The following is a 26265-nucleotide window of genomic DNA, read 5'->3' as shown; positions in this document are numbered from 1 at the left end:
GTCTGCGGGCTCTGCGGGAGTCTGCGAGTGTCTGCGAAGAGTGGGGCCGGACGGGGCTGCGGGAGTCTGCGAGTGTCTGCGGGGAGCGGGGCCGAACGGATCTGCGGTGTCTTCGGAGAGCGGGGCCGGACGGGTCTACGGGCGGATGAGACGGATCACGTTCCACGAGACGGCCGGCAGCGTGACTTCCAGGGTCCCGCCGTCGAGGCGGGCCTCGGTGTTCGTACGGGGGGCCACCGTGTCCGGGGCGTCGGCGGTGTTGCGGGCGTAGGGGTCGGGACCGGACAGCACCGTGGCCCCGGCGAGCCCCACCGGGCCGAGGGCGCGCAGGTCGGCGGTGAGGGTGAGTGGCCGGTCGGTCGAGCGGTTGACGGCGAACAGCGTGGTGGCGCCGCTCTCCTCGTCGTGGGTGGCGACGGCGTCGAGGGCGGTGACCTCCCCGAACCTCGCGGTCTCGTGCGTGGGCGAGTCGGGCTCGACCCGCAGCACCCGGCCCCTCGCGTACCGGGAGGCCTGGGCGAAGGGGTGGAAGGTGGTCTGCCTCCAGGCCCTGCCGCCCGGCTCGGTCATGATGGGGGCGATGACGTTGACCAGCTGGGCCAGGCAGGCGGACGTCACCCTGTCGCTGTGCCGCAGCAGCGAGATCAGCAGCCCGCCGAAGGTCACCGCGTCGGCCAGGTGGTAGTGGTCCTCGAGCAGCGGCGGCGCCACCGGCCAGTCGCGCGGCGGTTCGGCGCCCTGGAAGCGGGACAGGTACCAGACGTTCCACTCGTCGAACGAGATGTTGATCTTCTTCTTGCTCCTGAGGCGGGCGCCCACGCTGTCGGCCGTCGCCACCACCGCGTCGATGAAGTGGTCCATGTCCGCCGCCGAGGCGAGGAAGCTCGTCAGGTCGCCGTCGTGCTCCTCGTAGTAGGCGTGGCAGGAGACGAAGTCCACCAGGTCGTAGGTCTCCTCCAGCACGGTGGCCTCCCACGCGCCGAAGGTCGGCATGCTCGAACCGGAGCTCCCGCAGGCCACGAGCTCCAGGCCCGGGTCGATCATGCGCATCGCGCGGGCGGTCCCGGCGGCGAGCCGCCCGTACTCGCGGGCGGTCATGTGGCCGATCTGCCACGGGCCGTCCATCTCGTTGCCCAGGCACCACATCCGCACGCCGTGCGGTCTCTTGGCGCCGTGGGCGATCCGCAGGTCCGACAGGTGGGTCCCGGACTCGATGTTGCAGTACTCCAGCAGGTCCAGCGCCTCGGCGATGCCCCGGGTGCCGAGGTTGACGGCCATCATCGGCTCCACCCCGGCCTCGCGCGTCCAGGCGACGAACTCGTTCAGGCCGAACTCGTTGGTCTCCGTGCTGTGCCAGGCCAGGTCGAGCCGCCGGGGCCGCCCGTCGCGGGGGCCGACGCCGTCCTCCCAGCGGTATCCGGACACGAAGTTCCCGCCGGGGTAGCGGGCCGTGGTGACGCCCAGCTCGCGGGTGAGCTCCAGCACGTCGCGGCGGAAGCCCTCCTCGTCCGCGGTGGGGTGGCCGGGTTCGTAGAGGCCGGTGTAGACGCACCGGCCGAGGTGTTCGACGAATGTCCCGAAGGTGCGCCGGTGGACGGGGGCCACCGTGAACGCGGGGTCGAGCGTGAGGTGCGCGGACAGCACGAAGGTCTCCTCATGTGCGACCCGCGCGGGCTTCCGGTGCGAGGTCGCCAGGCTCGTGGATTACCGGGGAATTAAGCGACTCCAATTGTTAGCGTTAACAACCCTAAAAGCCAACCGTTACTTGGGGTGAGTGTTAACGCTCCCATGGGGTGAGTCAAATCACGAAACGATAACGGTGGCGGATTCCCTGCTCATCGCATGTGACGTACGACCTGTTGCTTTCATCCGCGCGAGCCCCGGCTGAGCCTCGACCGGCTCCTTCGGCCCCGGATACGCGACGTGACCGGAACCCCCCGTCTCCCGGCGCGGGCGAGTGTTTCCGGCTGATTAAGGGATTGCTTAGGTGGCTGTTGACAGTGTCACCGGCCGGGGTTCCACTGGGCTGCCGAGCACCGGACAAAGGGGTTTCGCATGCAGGTCCCGGCCCCGCTGGAATACGAGCGTGCCACCAGTGTCGACCATGCTCTCGGGCTGCTGGAGCGGCTGGGGAGCTCGGCCCGTCTCCTCGCGGGCGGCCACAGCCTGCTCCCGATGATGAAGCTCCGGCTGGCCAACCCGGAGTACCTGATCGACATCAACGACCTGCACGGCGAGCTGGGCTACATCCGGACGGAACCCTCCCAGGTGCGCATCGGCGCGATGACCCGCCACCGCGAGCTGCTGGAGTCGGACGCGCTCGCCGGGGCTTTCCCCATCTTCCGCGACGCCGAACGGGTCATCGCCGACCCCGTCGTCCGCAACCGCGGCACCCTGGGCGGCTCGCTGTGCCAGGCCGACCCGTCGGAGGACCTGTCCGCCGTGTGCACCACCCTCGGGGCGAGCTGCGTGATCCGCAACCGGACCGGCGAGCGGGTCGTGACGATGGAGGAGTTCCACCGCGGCCCGTACGAGACGGCGGTCGGGGACGGCGAGATGCTGGTCGAGATCCGCGTCCCGGTCCGGCCGAACGGGGCCAGCGCCTACGAGAAGGTCGAGCGCCGCGCGGGCGACTGGGCGATCGTGTCCGCGGGCGCGGCCGTGTGGCTGGACGGCGAGGTGATCGCCGACGCCCGGGTCGGCCTCGCCGCGGTGGGCCCGAACACGACGGGGCTGCCCGCGGTCTCCGAGGCGCTGCGCGGCAGGCGGCCGTCCGAGGACCTCTACGAGCGGGCCGGCGCCCTCGCCGCGGAGAGCTGCGACCCGGTCACCGACATGCGCGGCAGCGCCGGCTACAAGCGCCACCTCGCCAGGGAGCTCACCAGACGGGCCCTGCGCCGGTCCGTCGCCCGGATCGACGAGGGGCTCTGACGTGCGGATCGCGCCGACCGGCGCGACGAGGGACTTCGACACGCGGGGCGCGATGACCACCGCGACCAGGGGCTTCGACATGGGGGTCGCGCCGGCCGGCGCGACGAGGGGATCTGACGTGCGGGTTGCGATGACCGTCAACGGCGAGAGGATCTGACGTGCAGGTTTCCATGATCGTCAACGGTGAGGAGGTCACCAGGGAGATCGAGGGCCGCCTGCTCCTGGTCCACTTCCTGCGTGACCACCTCGGGCTGACGGGCACCCACTGGGGCTGCGACACGAGCAACTGCGGCACCTGCGTGGTGTGGCTCGACGGCGAGCCCGTCAAGTCGTGCACCGTGCTCGCCGCCTCGGCCGGCGGCCACGAGGTGCGCACGGTGGAGGACCTTGAGCGGGACGGCGAGCTCGACCCGGTGCAGCGGGGGTTCATGGAGTGTCACGGCCTGCAGTGCGGGTTCTGCACGCCCGGCATGATGATGACCGCGCGGGCCCTGCTCGACCGCAACCCCGACCCCTCGGAGCGGGAGATCCGCGAGGCGATCTCCGGCCAGATCTGCCGGTGCACCGGCTACGCGACCATCGTCCGCTCCGTGCGGTGGGCCGCCGCCCACGAAGCGGGTTCACGAGCCGACGGGGCCGGCTCCTCGGACACCGTCACCACGGGGACCTCGTCATGACCACCGTCGACCAGCGGCCGTCCGCCGAGTTCGAGGACAACGACCAGAAGCCGGTCGGCCACGGACGGATGCTCCGCAAGGAGGACCCGCGGTTCATCCGGGGCAGGGGCCGGTTCTGCGACGACGTGCGGCTGCCGGGCATGCTGCACCTGGCGATCCTCCGCTCCCCCGTCGCGCACGCCCGGATCGTGAGCATCGACACCAGCGCGGCCGAGGCGCACCCGAAGGTCAAGGCCGTCGTCACCGGAGCCGCCCTGGCCGAGCTGGGACTGGCCTGGATGCCGACCCTCTCCGGCGACGTGCAGGCCGTGCTGGCGACGGACAAGGTCCGCTTCCAGGGGCAGGAGGTCGCGTTCGTCGTGGCGGAGGACCGCTACGCGGCCCGCGACGCCCTGGAGCTGATCGACGTCGAGTACGACGTCCTCGAACCGGTCGTCGACGTCCGCAGGGCCCTCGACCCCGGCGCGCCCGTGATCCGCGACGACCTGGACGGCAAGGAGAACAACCACGTCTTCGACTGGGAGACCGGCGACGAGGCGGAGACCGAGGCGGTGTTCGCGGCGGCCGACGTCGCCGTCACCCAGGACATCGTGTACCCCCGCGTGCACCCCGCACCGATGGAGACCTGCGGATCCGTCGCCGACTACGACCGGATCGACGGCAGGCTGACCCTGTGGTCCACCACCCAGGCGCCGCACGCCCACCGCACGCTGTACGCCATCGTCGCCGGTCTGCCCGAGCACAAGATCCGGATCATCGCGCCGGACATCGGCGGCGGCTTCGGCGGCAAGGTCCCGATCTACCCCGGCTACGTCTGCTCCATCGTGGGGTCGATCGTCACCGGCAAGCCGGTGAAGTGGGTGGAGGACCGCTCGGAGAACCTCATCAGCACCGGCTTCGCCCGCGACTACATCATGCGCGGCGAGATCGCGGCGACCGGGGACGGGAGGATCCTGGCCGTCCGCACCAACGTGCTCGCCGACCACGGCGCCTTCAACGGCGTCGCGGCGCCGGTGAAGTACCCGGCCGGCTTCTTCGGCGTGTTCACCGGCAGTTACGACCTGCAGGCGGCCTACTGCAAGATGACGGCCGTCCACACGAACAAGGCGCCGGGCGGCGTCGCCTACGCCTGCTCGTTCCGGATCACCGAGGCCGTGTACCTCATCGAGCGCCTGGTCGACTGCCTGGCGTACGAGCTCGGGATGGACCCGGTCGAGCTGCGCGTCAAGAACTTCATCCAGCCCGAGCAGTTCCCGTACCGGACCAAGACCGGCTGGGTCTACGACTCGGGCGACTACGAGCCGACCATGCGCAAGGCCATGGAGATCGCCGGGTACGACGAGCTGCGCGCCGAGCAGGCCGAGAGGCGTGCCCGCGGCGAGCTGATGGGCATCGGCGTCTCCTTCTTCACCGAGGCGGTCGGCGCGGGCCCGCGCAAGGACATGGACATCCTGGGCCTGGGCATGGCCGACGGGTGCGAGCTGCGCGTCCACCCGACCGGCAAGGCCGTCGTGCGCCTGTCGGTGCAGAGCCAGGGGCAGGGGCACGAGACCACCTTCGCGCAGATCGTCGCCGAGGAGATCGGCATCCCGCCCGCCGACATCGACGTCGTCCACGGCGACACCGACCAGACGCCGTTCGGCCTCGGCACCTACGGCAGCCGGTCCACCCCGGTGTCCGGCGCGGCGGCGGCCCTGGTGGCGCGCAAGGTGCGCGACAAGGCGCGCCTCATCGCCTCGGGGATGCTGGAGGTCTCCGTCGCCGACCTGGAATGGCGGAAGGGGTCCTTCCACGTCAAGGGCGACCCGTCGAAGTCCGTCACGATCCAGGACATCGCGATGCGGGCGCACGGCGCGGGCGACCTGCCCGAGGGCGTCGAGGGCGGGCTGGAGGCGCAGATCTGCTACAACCCCGAGAACCTGACCTACCCGCACGGCGCCTACATCTGCGTCGTCGACATCGACCCGGGCACCGCCGAGGTCAAGGTACGGCGGTTCATCGCGGTGGACGACTGCGGCACCCGGATCAACCCGATGATCATCGAAGGCCAGGTGCACGGCGGTCTCACCGACGGCGTCGGCATGGCCCTGATGGAGATGATCGCCTTCGACGAGGACGGCAACTGCCTGGGCGGGTCGCTCATGGACTACCTCCTGCCGACCTCGCTGGAGGTCCCCGACTGGGAGACGGGGTTCACCGTGACCCCCTCGCCGCACCATCCGATCGGTGCCAAGGGTGTCGGCGAGTCGGCGACGGTCGGTTCGCCGCCGGCGATCGTCAACGCGGTCGTCGACGCGCTCAAGCCGTTCGGCGTCCGCCACGCCGACATGCCGCTCACCCCCTCGCGGGTGTGGGACGCCATGCGCGGCGTGCCCCAGCCGCCGATCTGACCGAATCGGAGCGTTCATGCTTTCCGGCATCTCGACGCGAATGAGGGAACTGGTCGCCGACCGCGTCCCGTTCGTCCACGCGGTCGTGGTTCGCGCCCATTTCCCGACGGCGGTCAGCGCCGGTGACGACGCGATCGTCCTGCCCGACGGCTCCATCGAGGGCTTCGTCGGCGGTCAGTGCGCCGAGAGCTCCGTGCGCACGGCGGCGCTCGGCGCGCTCCAGGACGGCCGGTCCGTGCTGCTGCGCGTGCTGCCGGAGGGCGAGCTGGACTTCCCCGAGTCCCCCGGCGCCCGGGTCGTGGTGAACCCCTGCCTGTCCGGCGGCGCGCTGGAGATCTTCCTGCGGCCGCTGCTCCCGCCGCCGGTGCTCTGGATCGTCGGCCGCTCGCCGATCGCCGAGGCGCTGGCCGAGCTGGCCGCGCCACTGGACCTCGCCGTACGACGGGCAGCGGACGGTCAGGGGACGAAGGGCGGTCATGGCCTGGTGGGTGGTCAGGGGCCGGTGAGCGGTCAAGGACCGGTGGCTGGTCAAGGGCCGGTGAGCGGTCAAGGGCCGGTGGGCGGTCAGGGGCCGGTGGGTGCCACCGCGGTCGTGGTGTGCAGCCACGGACGCGACGAGATCCCCGCGATCCGCGCCGCGCTGGACGCCGGGGTCGGGTACGTCGGCCTGGTCGCCAGCCACCGGCGCGGTACGGCGGTGCTGGCGGAGATGGGCCTGACCGAGGCCGAACGCCGGCGGGTCCGTTCGCCGGCCGGGCTCCGGATCGGGGCCCGCACCGCGCACGAGATCGCCCTGTCGATCCTGGCGGAGATCATCGCCGCGATCCGCACCCGGGGACTGGCGCCCGCGGCCTCCGGCCTGTCCGCGACCTCCGCCCCGCCCGGCGGCGGGCCCACCGCCTCCTCCTCACCGGACAGCGGGCCCGCCCCCGGCCCGCCGGACAACGGCCCCATCCTTTCCGGTCCGGGCGAGTTCGCCGCTTCCGACCCGCCGGGCGACGGGCCCGAGGCGGGTCCGGGTGTGCGGGCCGTCGACCCGGTCTGCGGCATGACCGTGACCGTCTCCCCCGACACGCCTCACCTGACCGTCGACGGCGACGACGTGTGGTTCTGCTGCCCGGGATGCCGCCGGCGTCACGCGGAGAGAGGGCGGCCACCGCGTACCGGCGCCGAGGCCACGTCGTGAACTCGGTCTTCGCCGACGCCGCCGAGGTCCGGCGACGCCTGGACGAGATGGACTACCTGGTCGACGAGGGCACCGCCTCGGCGCTGTTCTTCGCGCTGGCCCTCGGCCGGCCCCTGCTGCTGGAGGGCGAACCCGGCGTCGGCAAGACCACCGCGGCCAAGGCCCTGGCCCGCGCCCTGGTCACGCCCCTGATCCGGCTGCAGTGCTACGAGGGGCTGACGGCGGGCGAGGCGCTCTACGAGTGGAACTACCAGCGGCAGCTGCTCGCCATCCGGCTCGCCGAGTCGCGGCGGGACGACCTGACCGACGCCGACCTGTTCGGCGAGGAGTTCCTGCAGGAGCGCCCCATCCTGCGGGCCGTCCGGCACAGCGGGCCGGTGCCTCCGGTGCTGCTGATCGACGAGATCGACCGCGCCGACGACGAGTTCGAGGCCCTGCTGTTCGAGTTCCTCGGCGAGTCCTCCATCACGATCCCGGAGCTCGGCACGTTCACGGCGAAGCGCCCGCCGATCGTCGTCCTGACCTCCAACCGCAGCAGGGACCTGCACGACGCGCTCCGGCGGCGCTGCCTGTACCACTGGATCGACTTCCCCTCGCCCGAACGGGTCGCGGAGATCCTGCGCCGTTCGGTGCCCGCCGCCAACGAGACGCTGATCCGCTCGGCCACCGAGTTCGTCGGCCGCGTACGCCGGTTCGACCTCGACAAGGCGCCCGGCATGGCGGAGACGATCGACTGGGTATCCGCGCTGTCCGCGCTCGGCGCGACCGAGCTGGTCCGGGAGGACGTCGTCCGGACGCTGAGCACCATCGCGAAGACACCGGACGACCGCGACGCGATCACCGGCGCGCTCGACCAGGTGGGCCACGCCCCCGGTGCGACCACCTGACCGACGGCTCGGGGATCCGACAGCACAGGGAGAGCCCATGAGGATTGACAACGAGTTCACCGTCAGCGTTCCGATCGACCAGGCGTGGGCGGTGCTCACCGATCTCGAGGGCATCGCCCCCTGCATGCCGGGCGCCCAGCTGACCGGCGTGGACGGCGACGTCTACTCCGGCAAGGTGAGGATCAAGGTCGGCCCCGTCGTCTCCGAGTACGCCGGCACGGCCAGGTTCGTCGAGAAGGACGACGCGGACCATCGCGCCGTCATCGACGCCCGGGGCCGTGACTCGCGGGGGGCGGGCAACGCCTCGGCGCTCGTCACCGCGCGGCTGCGGGCCGACGGCACGCGTACCGTCGTCACCGTCGGCACGGACCTGAGGATCTCCGGCAAGATCGCCCAGTTCGGCAATGGAATGATCAAGGAGATCTCCGGGAAGCTGCTCGGCCGGTTCGTGGACTGCCTCGAGGGAAAGCTCGCCGGCGAGGTTCCCCGGGATACGGGCGAAGCCGGTGCGCCACTCCCGGAAACGGAGAGGGCCGGCGCGGCCCCCTCAAGCACGCCCCCCTCAAGCACGCCCCCCTCAAGTACGGCGGCACAGGCGGGCACGGTACTCCCGGAAACGAACGGGGTCGTCGCGGCACCACGGGAAACCGTCGCGGCACCGCAGGAAACCGTCGCGACATCACGGGAAAAGGTCGACGCCGAACCGCTGGACGTGATGAGCATCGCCGGCGGGTCCGTCTACAAGCGCGCGCTTCCGGTCGTCGTCGTCCTGATCCTCGCGGTCGCCATCGCCGTCTACCTCGTCGTCTCGTAGGGGTGCCCGGCGACCACTCCGTCCCGCCGGCGCTGTTGCCGGGTGTCGACCGCGCGGCGTTCGCCGTCGCGCTCGCGGCCCGGCTCCGGCGGCGTGGCGTGCCGGTCGGCCTCACCGCCGTCGAGGACTTCGTCCGCGCGCTGGCGGTGTCCCCTCCGGTCTCGCTGCCGACGCTGTACTGGACCGCCCGCATCACCCTGGTACGGCGGCACTCGGAGATCGACGTGTTCGACGCGGTGTTCGCGGCGGTGTTCGGCGACATGGCACCGGCGCTCGATCCGCACGCGCGCCGCCGGCCCCGGACCGCCACCACCGGCCGGGACGACGACGCCTTAGCCTCCCTGCCCGCGAACTCCGCGAACTCCGCGGACCGGCGGAACGGGAACGCGCTGCCCTGGGCGACGCTCCCCCCGGTGGTCGCCGACGCCGAGGCGTCGGACAGCCCGCTGGCCGTGCCCGACCGCCTGCCGAACGACGTCTCCGGGCTGGCGGAGGTGCCGTTCGAGCAGCTCGACGCCCGGGAGATGGATCTGCTCGGCACCTGGCTGCGTTCGGCCGTGGCCGACTGGCCCACCAGGAGGAGCCGTCGGCTCGCGGCGGATCCGCGGGGCCACCGCGTCGCGGTGCGGGCCACCGTGCGGCGCTCTCGCCGGACCGGCTGGGAGCCGCTTCACCTGGTGCGCGAGCGGGCGGTCGACAAACCGCGGCGCGTCGTCATGCTCTGTGACGTCAGCCAGTCCATGCAGGCGCAGGCACCGGCCTACTTCCACCTGATGCGCGCCCTGGCGCTGGCCGCCGACGCGGAGGTGTTCGCCTTCGCGACGTCGCTGACCCGGCTGACCACGGTCCTGGCCCACAGGTCGGCGGCCGTCGCCGTCGAGCAGGCCACGGACAAGGTCGCCGACCGGTTCGGCGGGACGCGGATAGCGACCAACGTACGGGCGCTGCTCTCCTCCCACCACGGAGGAACGCTCCGGGGCGCCATCGTGATCATCGGTTCGGACGGCTGGGACAGCGACCCGCCGGAGGCCCTGGCGGCCGCGATGGCACGCCTGCGACGGCGCGCGCACCGCGTGATCTGGATGAACCCGCGAGCGTCCGCCCCGGACTTCGAACCGCGCGTCGCCGCGATGGCCGCCGCTCTCCCGTACTGCGACCGGCTGCTACCGGCGGACACCTTCCGCTCCCTGCGACGTGTGATCGCCGAGATCCCGCGCGTCCGCTAGCGCCTGTACGAACTTCGGATCTTCAGGGGGTTGGAGGCTTCGGATCCGCAAGATGGCTCCGCGTGGACGCAGGCCGGCGAGGTGGCTTTCGGGGGTCTTGTCGAAGCGGAAGGCCGGTCCGCGCCACTCCTTGATCCGGTTGACGCGGCGTTTCTCGCGGTTGGCCGATGGGCGGGCGGATCGTGACCCCGGGCCAGGGCAGCGCGAAACCGCCCGTTGTCGCCGGCGCTGCGGCGGGCCCCGGCGGCGATCCGCACAGGGCGCGGTGAAAGACCGTCCGCGCGTGCGGTGGTGCCGACCGGCGTACTCGGGGGCCGCCGCTCAGGGCCCGTTCCTGCCGGCGGCGGACTTGCGCGTGGCGTGCGCTTTTCCGGTACTGCGCAGCAGGGCGGACTGGTCGAGGGCGACGTCTCGGGCCGCGCCGGTGAAATCGGCGAGGAACCGGAGTTGGTCGGTGGTGCAGGCCGTCAGGCGCTGCTGCAGGAAGACGGCCATCGGCCGGTAGAGCTCGCCGAGCTCGGCGAGACGGTCGGGCAACTGGCTGATGATCACGCGTCGGCGGTCACCGGGGTCGTGCTCGCGCCGGATCAGCCGCTGTTCCTGCATCCGGTCGAGCATCTTCGTGACGGCGCCGGTGGTCATGCCCATGCGCTCCGCGATCTGCGTGGGGGTCACGGCCTGGCCCGAGCCCACCAGGTTCAGACAGTGCAGGTCGTTGACCGGCACGCCGAGCTGGTCGGCCACGGCGTTCTGAAACAGCGTCGTCGCGCTGACGAACTGCGGGATCAGCGCGACGACGGCGGCCTCCAGTTCTCCTCGTCCCTTTGACATCTCACTCCTCGGCAAAGTAGCTTCTTGAAGAAGTAATCATCTTGAAGATGCTACTTCTTCAAGTTGTCGACTCACCGTGAAGGGTAGACCAATGAAAGCTCTGATCATCGGCGGCGGAGTCGCCGGGCCGGTGGCGGCCCTGGCGCTGCGGAAGGCCGGCATCGACTCGACCATCTATGAGGCCCACCCCCTCAGCGCGCACGGCGTGGGCGCCTCGATGGGACTGTCCACCAACGGGCTGGCGGCGCTGCGAATCCTGGACGTCCACCGCGCCGTCGCCGACGCCGGATTCCCCTGTCCGCGAGGCGTCATGTGGCTCGGCGACGGCCGACGACTGGGTGAGGACGTCCCGACCCCCCTGTCGGACGGCACGACGGCCGTCCAGATCCTGCGCACCGACCTGTACGCCGTGCTGCACGATCACGTCACATTCAAGGGTGTGCGTACCGAGTACGGCAGACGCCTCGTCGAGGTCGGCCACCGCGGACAGCACGTCGTCGCACGCTTCGCCGACGGCGGCGAAGCGGTCGGCGACGTGCTCATCGGCGCCGACGGCATGCGTTCGACGACCAGGCGATTCGTGGCCCCCGACGCCCCCCGCCCCCGCTACTGCGGCATCTTCGGCACCAACGGATTCGCGGAACTCGACCTGGAGGGCGAGCCCGGCACCTTCCACATGGTGTTCGGCAAACGAGCGTTCTTCGGCTACGCGCGACACCAGGACGGCCGCGTCTGGTGGTTCGTCAACATCCCCGCCGGTCAAGAACCCTCCCCCGCCGAACTGGCGGCGATCCCCGCCGGACAGTGGCACCACCGGCTGCGGGAACTCCTCTCGGCCGACACCTCGCCCGCCGCTCGGATCGTCCAGGCCACGCCGGCCGGGTACGACTGGTTCGTGTCCCACCGGATGAAAGCGCCGAGAACCTGGTACCGGGGCCGGACCGTACTGATCGGTGACGCCGCCCACGTCACCTCTCCCAGCTCGGGACAAGGGGCCGCGATGGCCATGGAGGACGCCGTCGAGCTCGCCCGCTGCCTGCGCGACCTGCCGGTGGCCGATGCTTTCGCGGCCTACCAGCGGCTTCGCGAGGGACGCCTGCGCAAAGTGCACGCCGGTGCCCAGCAGGTCAACCGGAGCAAGGCCGCCACCGGACCGGGCCGGGTGATCCGCGACGCGATGTTCCCCGTGCTCATGAAGCGGCTCGGTGGCCCGCAAGCCCTCAGCTGGCTGTACGACCACCGCATCGACTTCGACAACAAGGTCACGACCTGAACGGGCACGCCCATCCGATGGTGTTCGCGATGCGGACGATGAGCGAACGGGCGAGGAACCGTCTGGTCCCCCATGCCGAGCGCCTGCTGGGCGCAGACGCGCCGCCGCGGGAGCCTACGAGCGGCAGGAAGCGGTCGTGCGCATGTTCGCGAAGATGCCAACCCTGGACCCCGCGATCTTCCCCCGGAACGGGGAGGAGACTCCAGGGGGCCCCGACAAGGCCGACCAGGCGGCCGGCCGCAAGAGACGCGGCTCTCTCGGCGGCCGCCCGATCAACCATGACTCCGAGCTCTGCGAGCAGCGCGACACGGCCGCACGTTGCATCAACCGGATCTCCGAACTTCGCACAGGCCCTGGCGCCTCGACGGATGTGGCCCGGGTAACCGGGCCGCCGATCTCCGGAAAGAAAGTTTCGAAATCGAGCAGAAACTTGTTATAGATCCTTTAACTGTCAATAATTGACGATGTAAGCGTCCGAAGCACAGGCACCAAGGAGGCAACCGTGAAAAGGATCCACCGTGCCGCCAGGCCGGCACTCGGCGCGACGGCCGGGCTGGCGCTCGCCCTGTCCGGCACCGCACCGGCCTCGGCGGCGACGTGGGAACTGCGCGCTTCCGGCCAGCGGATCTGCGTCGCGTCGAACGGCGGCCACCCCGGCACGTACTTCCTGGCCCCGGTCGTCGGAAGCTGGTCGACGACCGTCCAGATCGCACTGCGGGACCTGCCCCCCGGCATGACCAGCGCGGGCGGCACATCGATTCCCCCCGGCTCCAACCATCCCGATCCGAACACCGGGGCGACGACGGTGAACGGCTTCGTCCAGATATCGATCCCGTCGCTCCCGGTCGGGGTGTACACCCCGCTGCTGACGGCCTCGGACCACGCGGAGACCCAGTCCGTCCCCGTCACCATCGACGTGAAGCAGAGCTGCTACTAGCCTCGCCTTCCGCACGCGCCGCCCGGTCGTGAGGGCGTCCGGTGCCGGACTCCCTCACCCCGCTCGCGCGGATGATCCCCTGGAACCGGACCTACGCGGTGGTGCGCCGGCGGGCCCGCTCCCTGTCCCTCTCCGGCAGCGCGTCGGCGGCCAGCAGCCGAGGCAACAGCTCCGGTTCCAGCGTCATCGCCCGGAAGAAGAGCTCGACGGTCACGTCGTGGCCGGGCCGGTGCTCGACCACGACCGGGTCGGCGGCGCGGATCTCGCCGGGTTCGACCACCCGGAGGTACGCGCCCGGCCGGGCGGCCCGCGTGAACCGCTTGATCCAGCCGTCACGCTCCAGCCAGCCCTCGAACGTCGCGCACGGCAGACGCGCGCACGACACCTCCAGGACGACGTCCGGTCCGATCCGCCAGCGCTCACCGATCAGGGCGCCGTTGACGTCCACCCCCAGGGTCGTGAGGTTCTCCCCGAAGGCCCCGTTCGCGAGCGGCCTGCCGAGCTCGGCCTCCCAGTCGTCGAGGTCCTCGCGAGCATGGGCGAGGACGGCCTGGTCGGGGCCGCCGTGGTGCTTCACGTCGTAGACCCGGTCACCGGCGAGGCCGACCGCGCCGGTGCCCTTGGGGCCGGGGGCGGTGACGGCGACCGGGCCGTCGACGGGCCGCTTGTCGATGCCCGTCGAGCGCAGCCCCTTCCACGGGTTGGGGCGGGGGCGGCCGATGTTGACGGAGAGCAGCTTCATAACGGCGACGGTACGTTCCGTCGTCGTCCCCGGGCGACACGTTTTCCTGTCCCACGTTCCTACCGCCACGTTCCTATCGCCACGGCACGGCCGTCCGCGCCCCGCAGCGCGTGCGGGCCCGGACCGTCTTCCAGGACCGGGAGGGGACGCCGCCCGCTAGCTCCAGAGGGTGACGTGCACGGAGGGCCGGAACCGGCCGACGTTGACACCCGGGCCGCGCAGCATGGCCTGGGTGGCACGCGGGTTGGTGACGAACCGGACGAGTTCGGCCGCCGCCGACGACGCGTCCCGTTCGGCCAGGCTCAACGCGGCCCACACCCCGTCGAGCCGGAGGGTCCGCCCGGCGACGCGGACGAGACGGCCGTTGGCCAGGTCCTGCGCCGCCGCGAAGGAGACCGTCGGCGCCACGCCGTTGTCGCGCTTGACCTCCTCCAGCGCCGCGGCGTGGCTCTGGAAGATCTGCTGGTGCTCCTCGGGGACGTTGATGCGGCGCAGGAGCGCGGGAATCACGCCGACGTCCGTCGCCGCCGACGGGCCGAGCAGCCACGTCTCCTCACGCAGCTGGTGGGGGCCGGCGTCGAGGTTGGCGAGCGGGTGGTCCGGGCCGGACACGACGATCACCTGGTAGTTGAGGAACGGCCGGCACGTCAGCGACTCGTCCGGGTTCCCCGTCCGGGGCCCGATCGCCACGTCCACCGCCCGGGAGCGCAGCAGGGCGCCGAACCGCCGGGGGTCGTGCACGCTCAGCTCCACGTCGAGGTCGGCGGCCCGGCCGGCGAACAGCCCGAGCAGGCCGGGTGCCGCGTACTCGGCGAACAGGCTCGACGCGGCGACGCGCAGCAGCCGCCGGCCGCGGCTCGCCTGGCTCACCTCGACGATCGTGCGCTCCTGCAGGCTGAGCATCTCCGCCGCACGGCTCGCGAGCCGCAGGCCGCCGGGGGTGAAGGCGAGCCCGGACGCGGTCCGCGTGAACAGCCTGTCGTCGAACTCCTTGCGCAGCTGGCCGATGTGCAACGAGACGGCGGCCTCCGACACGCCGAGCTCCGCCGCCGCCTCCTTGACCGAACCGAGCCGCACCACGGCGACGAACGCGCGCAGCTGGGTCGGGGTCACGCGTGGAACGCTACTGCACGGAACTCTCGGCCAATAGTGATGGCTTTGAGAAGAATGAAGGCCGGAAAGCTGAATCGACGGATTCGGCCTGCCGCTCGCCGTACATCGTCTTCCAGGCGACGAGGGGGCGCGGCCCCGCCGCGGAGCGGAGCGACTTCGCCGAGGCCGTCGCCTGCTCCGGGCTCACGGCCGACGAGCTCGTCCAGGGGACGGTGCCCCAGGACTGGAACCACGCGCTGCGGTCGCTGGCGCTGGCCGCGGGTGACGAGACCCCGTGCATCGTCGTTCTCGACGAGGTCCCCTGGTTGATCGAGCAGGACGGGGAGTTCGAGGGGGCTCTGCAGACCATCTGGGACAGATACCTGTCCACCCGGCCGATCCTGTTGATCCTGGTCGGAAGCGACCTGCCGGTGATGGAGTCCCTGCGGGAGTACGGCCGCCCGTTCTTCGGCCGGGCCGCTCACATGACGTTGAAGCCGCTCGACCTTCACGACGTCGCCGACATGACGGGGCTGCCCGCCGCCGACGCCGTGGACGCGCTCCTCATCACCGGAGGCTTCCCCGAAGTGGTCCGGTCGTGGGAACGAGGCCTGTCCAGGGTCGACTTTCTGCGCGACAGCCTCGCCAGCCCGCTGTCCGCCCTGCTCGCCTCCGGGGAGTTGGCCCTGCTCGGAGAGTTCCCGTCGGCGACTCACGCCAGGGCCGTGCTGGAGACCATCGGGGCCGGAGAGCGCACCTTCAGCGCGATCGCCGCCAACGTGGGAGGGGCGACGCCGTTGCCGTCCGGCACCCTGGCGCCGATCCTCACGAACCTGGTCGCCAAACGGGTGGTCGCGGCCGACCTCCCCCTCTCCGACCGGCCCGACACCAAGAACAAGCGGTACCGGGTGGCCGACCACTACCTCCGGTTCTGGCTCGCGTTCCTGCGGCGGGCCGTCGCCGACAGCGAGCGAGGCCGGCCGGATCTGGCGCTGCGGCGGATCGAACGTTCGTGGACGACCTGGCGGGGCCGCGCGGTGGAGCCGCTCGTGCGTGACTGCCTGACCAGGATGCTTCCCGACGACGAGTGGCCGGACACCGAGGTCGTGGGCGGGTGGTGGAATCGCCAGAACAATCCCGAGATCGACCTCGTGGGCGCCGACCGGGAGCCGGTCGCGAGCCGGATCCACTTCGTCGGATCGATCAAGTGGCTCGACGCGCGGCCTTTCGACCGCCACGACTACGACGCCCTGGTCCAGGGCGCAGCCGCCGTCCCCGGCGTGACCACCGACACGCCGAAGGTGGCGGTCTCCAGGGCGGGGTTCGAACCGGGACTTCCCCTGGCCGCGGCCTGGACACCGGAGGACCTCCTGGCGGCCTGGCGGCGCTGAGAACGCCCTGTCCACGATCGCCGCCGTGTCGCCGCGGTCCCGTTACGCTCTGCGCATGATCCACCGAGGGCGAGAGGGGACTTCCGTGGCGGAGGAGATGTCGAGGCTGACCGGCCTGCTGTACGAGATGGGGCTGCTCAAGCGGTACAAGCGCACGGGCTGGCTGGTCGCGGGCGTACGGGACCCCGAGAGCGTCGCCGACCACTCGTTCCGGGCGGCGGTCATCGCGAGCGTGATCACCGCGCTGGAGGGCGGGAACCCGGAGCGGGCGGCGTTCATGAGCCTGTTCCACGACACCCAGGAGACCCGGATCACCGACATCCACCACCTCGCCAGGCGCTACCTCACCGCGGCCTCCAACCAGGACGTCACCGCCGACCAGGTACGCGGAGTCCCCGGCCCGGTGGCGGAGATGGTGAGCGGCGCGGTCGGCGAGTACGAGGAGAAGGCCAGCCTGGAGGCCGTCTGCGCCCGCGACGCGGACAAGCTGGAGTGCCTGATCCAGGCCATCGAGTACCGCGAGCAGGGACACCTGAACATGCAACCGTGGATCGACAGCTCGCTCGCGGCGCTGAAGACGCCCACCGCCAGACGCCTCGCGGACGAGGCGCTCGGCACGGGCTCGCTGGAGTGGGTGACCCGCCTCTTCGGCGAGGACCAGGGCACCTGACACGCGGGGAGCGGCACTGGCGGACCGCCCGCCACGCGGGGAGCGGCACTGGCGGACGACCCGCCAGGCGGGGAGCGGCACTGCCGGACGGCCCGCCAGGCGCCTCCCGTGACGTCGATCCCGGCTCCAGACACCTGGTGAGGACGGTGTCCGGCACCGGATCCGTCACGACCGGCGCTTCGGCCGCACGGTCAGTCCGCACCCCAGATCGGCTGGACGGGATCGGCGGGGGGAAGCGTCGACAAGACGTCGGCCACGGTGTTCCAGTCGGTCACCTCGACGTTGTCGGTCATGAGGCGCAGTCGTTCGGCGATCTCGTGGTGCGCGTCGAGGAACAACCTGACTCCCGCGATGATCTGACCGGTGACCGCCTCGTAGCCGCCGGCCCCGCCCTGGCCCTTGAGGAACGTCACGCCCTCCTTGGTGCCGCCCCAGAAGTCGCCGATGGCGTTCAGGTCCTCGGTGGCCTCGGCGACGAACGCGGCCAGGTTCTCCCTTTCGAGGTCGAACGCGGCCGCCGCCGAGCGGATCTGCGGTTTGTCGAACTCCATGCCGTCCTCAGCCTCCCGCCGGCTTGTGAGCCATGGTGAAGTACAGGAGCGCGCGGCCCAGGGTCTGCTCCCAGGTGGGGACGAGCTCCCCGCCCGACTGCCCGTTCATGGCCTCGTAGGAGGGGCCGTACCCGACCGACCCGCCGGCCATGCGGTTCAGGAAGTTCCGGACGTCCGCGTTCGCGGTCACCTTCCTGGTCAGGGGCGCGGCCGCGTCGAACACCCCGTAGAAGGCGACCGAGGCGGTGAACTCCTTCAGCGCCTGCGTGGCGTTCTCCTTGAGCGAGCCGGGTGACTCACCGCGTGCCGCCTTGACGCCCGCCACGACCGCCACGTCGCCCACGGCGAAGAAGACGCTGCCGATCGTGTATTCCGTCAGCTTGCTCAGCACGATCTTGGCGATGCTGTGTTCCAGCAGCTTCGCCAGCAGCCGGGCCTGCGCCCGCCGGATGAGGATCTGCGTGATCTGGTACGCCGCCCCGGCCTGCCAGGGGAAGGTGGTGATGAAGATGAAGCTGGCGAGGTTCGCCAGGGCCAGCGTCCAGTACGCGTCCCGGGCCGACTCGATCGCCTCGGCGAAGTCCGTGCAGGCCGTGCTGTTGTCGCGGCACCGTTTCGCGAGCCTGGCGGCGTACCCGTTCTCCTCGGCCTGCGGGTACAGCTCGGCGGTGACGGCCGCCTTGAACTCCTCCACCCCGCCCCCGTTGTTCCTGCGCCACACCGACTCCGCGGCCGCGTAGGTGTTGTCGGGGCTCTTCTCGATGCGGTCGGCCAGGCGGGCCCAGACGGCGGCGGCCCGGCGCGCCTTGTCCGGGTCGCCCTCGGGATATTCGACGGCCAGCATCTCGAACACGAAGGCGGCGATGCCGAGGGTGCCGAACCCGTAGATGCTCGCGCGACCGGGGCTGATCTTCAACGCGGCCGGGCCCCGTCGGTACGGTCGCCGTCCAGCGGCGTGCCGGCGACGAACGGCGCCACCAGATCGCTCGCCTCCCGCTCGGCGTCGCGCGTCGCCCGTGCGGCGGCCTCGACGATCGCCGCCGCGAGCCGGTCGGAGCCGAGCCGCATGGCGCGCGGATCGATCGTGAGCCCGACGAGCGTCCCGGCCTGCGTCACGTTCACCACGACCCGCCCCTCGGCCGCCTCGCCCCGGCCTTTGACGGAGTCGATCCGATCGCGCAACCCTTCCAGCGCCGCCATGTCCTGCCGGAAGCCGTCGAAGAGCTTGCCCAGCTCCTGATCGCCGGTGGCGGCGAATGGATCTGTCGGTGATGTCATCCTGCCTCCTGGGTCACCCGCGCGATCTTCGCAATATACACAAAAAAAGTAGGAAATAAGGGTTGTTGCCCACTCGTAAGCAGAGCCGCAAGCGGAATCCCGACCCGGCCGGCGACCCCCGGCGCCCGGGAGGTTTCACCGCCGCGCGCTCCCGCGAGTCACCGGGAACCGGGCCGACCGGGCGCCCTGCCGACCCGCGCGAACCAGCCGGTCTCGCCGGATGAGCCGATCGACGACTCGGAGGCATGGGCCGACTTCATCGCCCCGGTGAAGTCGGACGCCGTCCACGCCGTTCTTCCCCGGGTCCGTTCGCGTTCGCCCCGGCGCCGGCGGTCATCCCGGGAGGGGCAGGTACTCGAACCAGTCGAAGGCGGCCGTGTTGGTGCTCGGGTGGCCGTTGGAGGAGGCGTAGAGGCCGATCATGGCGCCGGTGAAGCCTCCGGCGACGGTGGAGCCGAGGATCCGGCCGTCCACCGGGGCCGCGAGGTCGGTCCACTCGCCGGGGCGCAGCGCGTAGCGGGCCTGGTAGTCCTGGCCGTGGGCCTCCACGCCCAGCCACAGCGGCCCGGAGGGGACGACGTCCGCGCGGGCCAGGAGGGTGTCCGTGCCGCCGGAGCGGCGGGTGAGTTCCAGGCCGTGTGCGGTGAGGACGAGCGTGAGGTGGAAGTCGTCGTTCTGCAACAGCACGAGCCCGGCGCACTCCTTGCCCTGCGGGCGGAACTCCATCACCGTGTGGGCCGCGAAGGCGATGTGCTGCTGCCGCCGGGCGACCATGCTGGGCGCGGCCCGCTCGCGCAGGGTCTGCGGTCGCAGCCGCAGGGTGAGGCGGCTGTCGGCCAGGTCCCAGTACGGCTCGCGGGGCGTGCGCAGGTGGTTCCAGGCCGGGGCGAGGCGCGGGGCGTCGAAGTGGTCGCAGGCGGGGGTGGCGGGCCAGCGGCGCGCGGGGGTCGAGGGGGCCTGCGCGTACGGCTCCACCTGGTCGAAGACCGGCCAGTCGTCCTCCCAGCGGACCCGGGTGAGGAAGGTCTCGCGGCCCAGGTTGTAGCCGGTGGAGGCGCGCACGGCGGCCGTCGTGGGCTGGTCACCGGCGGCTTCACCACGGTGGTCGGCAGCTTCACCACGGTGGTCGGTGGATTCACCACGATGCTCGGTGGATTCACCACGGGGACCGGCCGAAGCGGGGAGGGATCCGTAGGGGCGGGTGGCGAGGAGGACCGACCACCACTCGCCCTCCGCGTTCCGGACCAGGTCGGGGTGGCCGACGCTGGTGACGGGGTGGCGCAGCCCGAGGTGGCGGTGGGTGAGGACCGGGTTGCGCGGGTTGCCCCGGTAGGGGCCGGTGATCCGCTCGGCCCTGGCGACCATGACGGCGTGGTCCTCGGCGGTGCCGCCCTCCGAGGTGAGCAGGTGGTAGTGGGCGCCGATCCGGTAGATGTGCGGGCCCTCGCACCAGACGCCGCCGCGCTGCGCCGCCTCCCAGATCACGTGCTCCTCGCCGAGCAGCTTGAGCGTGACCGGGTCGAACTCGCGCAGCCAGATCTCGCTGTCGCCGCTGTAGCGCTCGGTGGCCCTCGGCCGGGTGCCGGTCATCCAGGCGCGGCCGTCGTCGTCGAAGAACAGCGAGGGGTCGAAGCCCCGGGTCTCGGGGAACCACACCGGGTCGCTCCACGGCCCGGCCGGGTCGGTGGCGGTGACCAGGAAGTTGCCCGGCTCGTCCATCAACGTGGTGATCATGTAGAAGACGCCCTCGTGGTGCCGGATGGTGGGGGCGTAGATGCCGCCGGACGGCCGTACGCCGTCCAGGTCGAGCTGGGAGGGCCGGTCCAGGACGTGGCCGAGCTGCCGCCAGTGCACGAGGTCGCGGCTGTGGAAGATCGGGACCCCGGGGAACCACTCGAAGGACGAGGTGACGAGGTAATAGTCCGCGCCCACCCGGCACACCGAGGGGTCGGGGTGGAAACCGGGGATGACGGGGTTGGTGTACACGAGACTCCCTTGGTGTGTCCGGGTCTTCCTTCGAGGACCCTGCCGGTCGGGGGCCGGTCGGGGGCCGGGCGGGGGCCGGGCGGGGGCCGGGCGTGAGCGGGGCCTGGGCGGGGGTGCCGGGGATCCGCCCACGTCCTTCTCGGGCCGGGTCGAGGCGGGCGGGTCGGGGATCCGCCCTGGTCTTCCGGGACGGGTGCTCCTCCGGCCGCGGGTTTCCGGAGGGAAGTGCCGGGCCCACCCCCCTTAAGGCCGAGCCCGGCACCCCCCGAAGGCCGGATCCCGTCCCAGGAGGAGGACGGGCCCGGCGGTCTGGCGGTCGTGTCTACCCGGCGAGCCGGAGCACCCCCCACCTTGAGGTGTCGACGTGGCTTCGCCCGGTCGGGTCGTTCCAGGTCGCGGTACGGCCGGTGGTGAGCAGGGCCCCGGCGCCGCCGTGCGCGGGGGCCGCGGTCGTGGCGACCGAGACGCCGGAGCCTCGCGGCCCCCAGCCCTGGGTGCCGGACTCGAAGTCGTAGGTGGCGATCGTGGCCGCCGTGGCGGCCCGCGCGGCGGGGACCACCGCCGCCGGGAACGGCGCGAGGGAGAACAGGGCGAGGACCGCTGATCGCGGCGTTCTCACGAGCGGCCGGGGGGTGCGCATCTTTCCGTGCCTCCTCGGTCAGGTAGGAGTGGCGGGCGGGAGACGGGGCGAAGGGGCGCGGCGTTCCCCGGGCGTCGCCGCGCGGGTTCTCCCCGCGCGGGCTCCCGCCCACGCGGGCTCTCACCCGCTCAGGTTCTCACCCGCGCAGGTTCTCGGCGAGCAGGTCCAGCAGCGGCTGCCGCCGGACGCAGCGGGCGAGGGCGAAGGAGTCGGCCAGGGCGGTCAGCTCCTCGTCGGAGCAGCCGCGCAGCAGCTCGGCGTACTCCGGAAGCAGCGCCTGCGCGATGAGGATGTGCCGGATCAGGTCGTCGACCTGGTAGCGGGCGCCCCACGGGTAGGGGTCCCAGGAGGGGAACTCGGTCTCCATCAGCCGGTGCAGCGGGGCCAGGTCACTCGCCGACTCCTCCATCGTCGAGCCCCACCGGTCGGCGCCCAGCCGCCCCTTCTTGGCGATGAACTCGCCGAACCGGCTCATGTACGGCTCGCCCGCGCTGACCAGGCCCTGCAGCCCGACGTCCTTGTAGGTCCACAGCGACCAGCCGGCCTCGTAGGAGTCGAAGATCTCCAGCTGGTCGCTGAGGATCTGGTAGCGCTGCCGGTCGATCTCCGGGTTCCCGGTGTAGACGGGCCCGAACTCGCCGACCCAGATGGGGGTGCCGGTCTCGCGCTGGAAGACGGTCCGCTTCTCGAAGGATCGCTCCAGCTGCTCCCGGTCCACCCACTCGCCACGGGTGTGCCCGGGGTAGGGGCCGCCGTGCGCGAACCCGGCCAGGGCGTAGTCGTGGCAGACGAAGACCGTGTTCTCGTACACCTCGCGGAAGATCGAGAAGTCGGTGGAGTAGGTGTTGCCGTCCAGGAACAGCACGTGCTTGGGGTCGACGGCGCGGACGGCCTTGACCAGGCGGTCGTAGAAGGGGCCGACGACCCGCCCGCCGCGGTCACCCGGCTCGTTGATCGGGTTGTACCCGGCCACCCAGGGGTTGTCGCGGTAGCGGTCGGCCACGACCTCCCACAGGTGGACGGCGCGGTCCTGGAAGTGCCGGTGCTGCCAGAACGCGGCGACGTGGGTGGGGTTGTCGGAGTGCCAGTGCTGGTTCTGCGCGCCGGGCAGGGCGTGCAGGTCGATGACGCTGTGAATGCCGTGCTCGGCGAGCAGGCCGATCACCCGGTCCAGGTGGCGGAAGCCGTGCTCGACGATCTCGAAGGGGCGGTCGTCGGACTCCAGGTGGCGGTAGTTGATCGGGATGCGGACGCAGTTGGCGCCGAGCCCGGCGAGCAGCGCGGCGTCGTCCGCGCCGAAGAACGAGGTGAGCAGGCGGTCGAAGAACAGCTCGGCCCGGTCCTCCCCCAGGACCTCCCGCACGGCCTCGCGCATCGCGGACTCGTTGGCCGGGTAGCCGGTGATGAAGTTCTCCATGTTCAGCCAGCCCCCGAGGCCCACTCCACGCAGCCGTACCGGGGTGCCGGCCGAATCGACGAGACGGGATCCGGCGACACTCAGGGTCATGGTGTCTCACTCTCTTTCGACGATGGGATCCGGGTCAGCCCTTGGTGGCGCCCGCGGTGAGGCCGCTGATGAGCTGGCGCTCGGCGACGGCGTAGAAGGCCAGGGCCGGGACCATCGAGACGATGACGTAGGCCAGGATCTTGGCCGTGTCGGCCATGTACTCCCCCTGGAACTGCTGCACGCCGAGCGGCAGGGTCCACAGGCCGGGATCGTTGAAGACCACCAGCGGCAGGAAGAAGTTGTTCCAGCTGGCCACGACCGCCAGCACCGAGACGGTGGCCAGGGCGGGCCTGGCTATCGGCAGCAGCACCCGCCAGAAGAAGCCGAAGGGGGTGCAGCCGTCGATGATGGCGGCCTCCTCGACCTCCCTGGGGATGGACCGGAAGAACGTCCGCAGGATGATGACGGTCAGCGGGAGGCCGAACGCGGCCTGCGGCAGGATCACCCCCAGCGGGTTGTCCAGCAGGCCGAACGTGCGCAGCAGGACGAACAAGGGCAGGATCGCCACCGCGAACGGGAACATCAGCCCGACGGCGAACAGCGTGAACAAAAACTCCCGGCCCCGGAAGGCGAACCGGGCGAAGGCGAAGGCGGCCATCGCCGACAGCCCCACGACCAGCACGGTGGTCGCCACCGCGACGAACAGGCTGTTGAGCAGCTGGCGCCAGAACGCGCCGGTCGTGATCACGTCGGTGTAGTTCTCGGTGACCCACGGGGAGGGCAGGCCCAGCGGGTTGACGGAGAGCTGGTCGGAGGTCTTGAAGCCGCCCAGCAGCCCGTACAGGAAGGGGATGACGATGAAGACGGCCGCCACCCAGATGACCGCGTGGATCGGGAACGTGCGCAGCCGGGCGATCATCGGCGGTCTCCCATGGTGGTGCTGGCCCCCTCCACGTCCCGGCGCAGGACGAACCGCTGGTAACCGAGGGCGAAGACGAGGCTGATCAGGAACATGACGATGCTGATCGCGCTGGAGTAGCCGATCTGGGACCGCTTGAAGCCGTACTCGAACATGCTGACGGCCATGGTCTCCGAGGCGTGCGAGGGGCCGCCGCCGGTGAGGATCCAGACCAGGTCGAAGAGCTGGATCGTGCCGATGACGGACAGGAACACGCTGATCCGGATGGTGGGGCCGAGCAGCGGCAGGGTGACGTGGCGGAAGACGTCCCAGCTGCCGGCGCCGTCGATCCTGGCCGCCTCGCTCAGCTCCTTGGGGATGCCCTGCAGGCCGGCCAGGTAGATGATCATGTGGAACCCGAAGTACTTCCAGGTGATCACCAGGAACAGCGAGAACATCACGGTGTCCGGCTCCGACAGCCAGGACCAGGGCTCCAGCCCGAAGGAGATCAGCAGCTGGTTGGCCAGGCCCGCCTCGGGCGACAGGACCAGCGAGAACAACACGGCGATGATCGCCTCGGAGAGCATGTACGGCGCGAAGAACAGCAGCCGGTAGAAGGCCCGCCCCCGGATGCGCTGGTTCAGCATCACCGCCAGGGCCAGCGAGAGCGGCAGCTGCACGGCCAGGCCCAGCGCGATCAGGATGGCGCCGTTGCGCAGGTCGCCGAGGATGATGTCGCTCTGGAACAGCCGGGTGAAGTTGTCCAGCCCGATGAAGTTGCTCGGCGGGCCGATACCGTTCCACTTGTAGAAGCTGGTGTAGCCGGCCACCAGGATCGGCACCAGCACCAGGAGGGTGAACAGGATCAGGGCGGGGAGCACGAACAGGATCGCGGTGCCCCAGCCGCGTCCCCGGCGGTGGCCGCCGTCCCGCCCGCGCTTGGCGGCGGCCTTCCCCCCGGGCGGGGCCGGACGTGTGTCCGGCCCTGTCATCGTCGTCACCGTCTTCATCCGGGCGGCTACTCCGACTCCGCCTTGGCCGTCTCGGTGACGGCCTGGACGACCTCCTCCGGCGTCTTGGTGCCCCCGATCAGCTCGGCCACGGCGTCGTTGACCTCCTGGCCGACGGCCGGCGGGTACTCCTGGTCGAGATAGAGCTGGAAGCCGCTCGCGGCCGACAGGGTCTCGGAGACCGCCTTGATGTGGGGGTCGGTGACGGCCGCCTCCTCACCCGTCTTGAGCACGGGCAGGACCGCGCCGGCCTTGACGGCCTTGCTGTGGTTCTCCGGCTTGAGCGCGAACTTCAGGAAGTCCAGCGCGGCGGGCGGGGCGTCGACGCCCAGGGCCAGGCCGCCGCCGCCGCCGAACGCGTCACCCGCGGCGCCCTTGCCACCCTCCACCGCGGGGAAGGGGAAGAACCCGAGGTCGTCGCCGAGACCCTTGCCGGCGTCGGCCTGCACGGACGGGGCCCACTGGCCCATCAGCTCCATCGCGGCCTTGCCGTTGCCCATGGTCGCGCCCTGCCCGTCGGGGGTGGCGTAGTCGGCGCCCAGGAAGCCCTTCTGGAACGGCTGCAGGTCGACGAGCTCCTTGAGCTTCTGCCCGGCGGCGACGAAGTCCGGCCCGGTGAAGTCGTTGGTGGTGCCGGCCTGCTTGAGCGCGTCCAGCCCGGCCACCCGCATGGCCAGGTAGGCCCAGTAGTAGTGGCCGGGCCACTTGGCCTTGCCCGCCAGGGCGATCGGGGTGGTCCCGTCCGCCTTCAGCTTCTTGACCGCGTCCAGATACTCGGTCCAGGTGGCGGGCGGGGCGGTGATGCCGGCCTTCTTGAACAGCGCCTTGTTGTACCAGAAGCCGACCATGCCGATGTCGGTGGGCAGCCCGTAGGTCTTGCCGTCGAACTGGTAGGCGGCCAGGGCCGCCGGGGTGAGGCCGCCGATGACGTCACCGGCGTCGGACGACAGGTCCTTCACCAGGCCCGCCTCGATGTGCTGCTTCAGAACGCCGCCGCCCCAGGTGGAGTAGAGGTCGGGCGCCTTTCCCGACTGGGTGAGCGTGGCGAGCTTCGGCTTGTAGGAGTCGTTCTCGATCGCGATGTTCTTGATCGTCACGTTCGGATGCGCCGTCTGGTACTCCTTGATGAGATCGGCCCAGAACGTCTTGAGAGGTTCGGCCGTCGCCAGGTTCCAGAACTCGAAGGTGACCTTCTCCGAGCCGGTGCTCGCGCCGGGCTGGGCCTCGCCGCCGTCTCCGCTCGTACTGCAGGCTCCGAGAAGCAGGGCGGATACCGCCAGAGCCACCACGCCTCGCCGACTCAGCATGGGGTTCCCCTTTCGGGAGGTTAGTTGAAAAGTTTCATATATTCCCCGAATATTTCGTGATCCGGAGAATAGGTAAATTCCTGGTTACCCGTCAATAGCCC

25 protein-coding genes are annotated in these 26265 nt (G+C 71.1%); 12 read left to right on the top strand and 13 right to left on the bottom strand.

All coding sequences use genetic code 11. From position 1 onward, the window contains the following. Positions 1-135: 135 nt before the first annotated feature. On the bottom strand, positions 136-1644 hold the full coding sequence (gene arfA / locus AC5L38_RS02690) for an arabinosylfuranosidase ArfA (RefSeq protein WP_495241124.1): 1509 nt from the start codon (positions 1642-1644) through the stop codon (positions 136-138). A gap of 411 nt (positions 1645-2055) precedes the next feature. Between arfA and AC5L38_RS02685 the strand changes: the two genes are divergently transcribed. Genes AC5L38_RS02685 through AC5L38_RS02650 form a run of 8 tightly spaced genes read left to right on the top strand, consistent with a single transcriptional unit; the run spans position 2056 to position 10111 of the window. After that, positions 2056-2931 (top strand): FAD binding domain-containing protein, encoded by an 876-nt coding sequence (locus AC5L38_RS02685; protein ID WP_495241123.1) that lies wholly within the window; start codon positions 2056-2058, stop codon positions 2929-2931. Position 2932: 1 nt separating this feature from the next. Then, the gene (locus AC5L38_RS02680) at positions 2933-3088 is read left to right on the top strand and encodes a hypothetical protein (protein ID WP_495241122.1); all 156 of its coding nucleotides are present in this window, start codon (positions 2933-2935) and stop codon (positions 3086-3088) included. A 1-nt stretch (position 3089) separates the two neighbouring features. Beyond that, the gene (locus AC5L38_RS02675) at positions 3090-3608 is read left to right on the top strand and encodes a (2Fe-2S)-binding protein (RefSeq protein ID WP_495241121.1); all 519 of its coding nucleotides are present in this window, start codon (positions 3090-3092) and stop codon (positions 3606-3608) included. Further along, positions 3605-5998, top strand: coding sequence for an aerobic carbon-monoxide dehydrogenase large subunit (locus AC5L38_RS02670; protein ID WP_495241120.1), 2394 nt, complete (start codon positions 3605-3607; stop codon positions 5996-5998). Before AC5L38_RS02675 ends, AC5L38_RS02670 begins: the two co-directional genes overlap by 4 nt. A gap of 16 nt (positions 5999-6014) precedes the next feature. Beyond that, the gene (locus AC5L38_RS02665) at positions 6015-7184 is read left to right on the top strand and encodes an XdhC family protein (RefSeq protein ID WP_495241119.1); all 1170 of its coding nucleotides are present in this window, start codon (positions 6015-6017) and stop codon (positions 7182-7184) included. 47 nt (positions 7185-7231) lie between these two features. Next, positions 7232-8071, top strand: a complete 840-nt coding sequence (locus AC5L38_RS02660) for an AAA family ATPase (protein ID WP_495241538.1) — start codon at positions 7232-7234, stop codon at positions 8069-8071. A gap of 37 nt (positions 8072-8108) precedes the next feature. Next, complete coding sequence (locus AC5L38_RS02655; RefSeq protein WP_495241118.1) at positions 8109-8885, top strand: SRPBCC family protein; 777 nt, start codon at positions 8109-8111, stop codon at positions 8883-8885. A 2-nt stretch (positions 8886-8887) separates the two neighbouring features. Continuing rightward, entirely contained in the window at positions 8888-10111 is a 1224-nt protein-coding gene (locus tag AC5L38_RS02650; RefSeq protein WP_495241117.1) for a vWA domain-containing protein, read from the top strand. Between the two features lie 321 nt (positions 10112-10432). On the opposite strand, the gene AC5L38_RS02645 is transcribed toward AC5L38_RS02650, so the two are convergent. Continuing rightward, positions 10433-10942: a MarR family winged helix-turn-helix transcriptional regulator gene (locus AC5L38_RS02645; protein WP_495241116.1), complete on the bottom strand. Its 510-nt coding sequence runs from the start codon at positions 10940-10942 to the stop codon at positions 10433-10435. A 91-nt stretch (positions 10943-11033) separates the two neighbouring features. Between AC5L38_RS02645 and AC5L38_RS02640 the strand changes: the two genes are divergently transcribed. Next, entirely contained in the window at positions 11034-12215 is a 1182-nt protein-coding gene (locus tag AC5L38_RS02640; protein WP_495241115.1) for an FAD-dependent monooxygenase, read from the top strand. A 502-nt stretch (positions 12216-12717) separates the two neighbouring features. Continuing rightward, on the top strand, positions 12718-13152 hold the full coding sequence (locus AC5L38_RS02635; RefSeq protein ID WP_495241114.1) for a DUF5980 family protein: 435 nt from the start codon (positions 12718-12720) through the stop codon (positions 13150-13152). A 91-nt stretch (positions 13153-13243) separates the two neighbouring features. Here AC5L38_RS02635 and AC5L38_RS02630 read toward each other — a convergent pair whose 3' ends face one another. Together AC5L38_RS02630 and AC5L38_RS02625 are read right to left on the bottom strand one after the other, a co-directional pair. Next, entirely contained in the window at positions 13244-13894 is a 651-nt protein-coding gene (locus AC5L38_RS02630) for an MOSC domain-containing protein (RefSeq protein WP_495241113.1), read from the bottom strand. Between the two features lie 156 nt (positions 13895-14050). Then, positions 14051-15007: a LysR family transcriptional regulator gene (locus AC5L38_RS02625; RefSeq protein WP_495241112.1), complete on the bottom strand. Its 957-nt coding sequence runs from the start codon at positions 15005-15007 to the stop codon at positions 14051-14053. A gap of 2 nt (positions 15008-15009) precedes the next feature. Here AC5L38_RS02625 and AC5L38_RS02620 point away from each other — a divergent pair, with 2 nt between their 5' ends. Further along, positions 15010-16377, top strand: coding sequence for an ATP-binding protein (locus AC5L38_RS02620; RefSeq protein WP_495241111.1), 1368 nt, complete (start codon positions 15010-15012; stop codon positions 16375-16377). A gap of 97 nt (positions 16378-16474) precedes the next feature. Next, positions 16475-17047 (top strand): HD domain-containing protein, encoded by a 573-nt coding sequence (locus AC5L38_RS02615; RefSeq protein WP_495241110.1) that lies wholly within the window; start codon positions 16475-16477, stop codon positions 17045-17047. Positions 17048-17238: 191 nt separating this feature from the next. Here AC5L38_RS02615 and AC5L38_RS02610 read toward each other — a convergent pair whose 3' ends face one another. From AC5L38_RS02610 to AC5L38_RS02570, 9 genes are all read right to left on the bottom strand, one after another. Further along, positions 17239-17598, bottom strand: coding sequence for a hypothetical protein (locus tag AC5L38_RS02610; protein WP_495241109.1), 360 nt, complete (start codon positions 17596-17598; stop codon positions 17239-17241). Positions 17599-17605: 7 nt separating this feature from the next. Next, positions 17606-18514, bottom strand: coding sequence for a WXG100-like domain-containing protein (locus tag AC5L38_RS02605; protein ID WP_495241108.1), 909 nt, complete (start codon positions 18512-18514; stop codon positions 17606-17608). Then, positions 18511-18876: a YbaB/EbfC family nucleoid-associated protein gene (locus AC5L38_RS02600; protein ID WP_495241107.1), complete on the bottom strand. Its 366-nt coding sequence runs from the start codon at positions 18874-18876 to the stop codon at positions 18511-18513. The genes AC5L38_RS02605 and AC5L38_RS02600 overlap by 4 nt, the downstream gene beginning before the upstream one ends. Before the next feature lie 333 nt (positions 18877-19209). Then, the gene (locus AC5L38_RS02595; protein WP_495241106.1) at positions 19210-20862 is read right to left on the bottom strand and encodes a glycoside hydrolase family 43 protein; all 1653 of its coding nucleotides are present in this window, start codon (positions 20860-20862) and stop codon (positions 19210-19212) included. 322 nt (positions 20863-21184) lie between these two features. Continuing rightward, on the bottom strand, positions 21185-21502 hold the full coding sequence (locus AC5L38_RS02590) for a carbohydrate binding domain-containing protein (protein WP_495241105.1): 318 nt from the start codon (positions 21500-21502) through the stop codon (positions 21185-21187). A 136-nt stretch (positions 21503-21638) separates the two neighbouring features. Further along, positions 21639-23009: a glycoside hydrolase family 5 protein gene (locus AC5L38_RS02585; RefSeq protein WP_495241104.1), complete on the bottom strand. Its 1371-nt coding sequence runs from the start codon at positions 23007-23009 to the stop codon at positions 21639-21641. 34 nt (positions 23010-23043) lie between these two features. Beyond that, complete coding sequence (locus AC5L38_RS02580) at positions 23044-23868, bottom strand: carbohydrate ABC transporter permease (protein ID WP_495241103.1); 825 nt, start codon at positions 23866-23868, stop codon at positions 23044-23046. Next, the gene (locus tag AC5L38_RS02575; protein ID WP_495241102.1) at positions 23865-24839 is read right to left on the bottom strand and encodes a carbohydrate ABC transporter permease; all 975 of its coding nucleotides are present in this window, start codon (positions 24837-24839) and stop codon (positions 23865-23867) included. Before AC5L38_RS02575 ends, AC5L38_RS02580 begins: the two co-directional genes overlap by 4 nt. Before the next feature lie 26 nt (positions 24840-24865). Beyond that, complete coding sequence (locus AC5L38_RS02570) at positions 24866-26164, bottom strand: extracellular solute-binding protein (RefSeq protein WP_495241101.1); 1299 nt, start codon at positions 26162-26164, stop codon at positions 24866-24868. Positions 26165-26265: the final 101 nt, after the last annotated feature.

The sequence above is a fragment of the Streptosporangium nanhuense genome (assembly GCF_059358815.1).
Note: the sequence above shows the minus strand (reverse complement) of the source record. Positions and strands in the feature narration are given on the sequence as shown.